Below are 537 nucleotides of genomic sequence, written 5' to 3'. Positions count from 1 at the left end.
CGACGCTTGCAATTTCAGGCGAAGTATAGATGCAGCGCGGAATAATGTCACTGTTGACCTTCATGTCTCTGCCTGAGGCATGGGATGCGGCGACGGTTCCTTCGTGAAAAGCGGCATGCGCCAGCTGAACCCCGCCTGTGATATCCCCGCACGCATAAATATGCGGGATGTTTGTCTGCATATGCTGGTTGACATGAATCCCTTTCCTGTCATATTGGACTCCGATATGGTCAAGCTTCAGATCATCAGTCCTCGGCTTTCGGCCGACGGCGACGAGACATCGATCAGCTTGAATATTAAAGCTGTCATCGCCATTTTTCAGAAAGACGCGCTGCCTGGCAGGATCAAGACGCTCCACTTGTACAGATGTGAAAACACGGACGCCGGACTCCTCGAGACTTGTGCAAAGAAAGGCGGCAATATCCGGATCTTCCTCAGGCAGAATCTGTTCCGCCTGCTCGGCTATGATCACATTCGCTCCCAGCCTGCTGTATATACTGGCAAATTCACAGCCGATGATTCCTCCGCCGATAATAA

Annotated in this window: 1 protein-coding gene; it reads right to left on the bottom strand. The window is 51.8% G+C overall.

What is annotated here, in order from left to right; all coding sequences use genetic code 11:
* Positions 1–537: FAD-dependent oxidoreductase (locus ACWHAR_RS31350; protein WP_452088964.1), on the bottom strand; the 537-nt coding region annotated here is incomplete at both ends.

This window comes from Bacillus sp. LR--39 (genome assembly GCF_053613335.1).
Note: the sequence above shows the minus strand (reverse complement) of the source record. Positions and strands in the feature narration are given on the sequence as shown.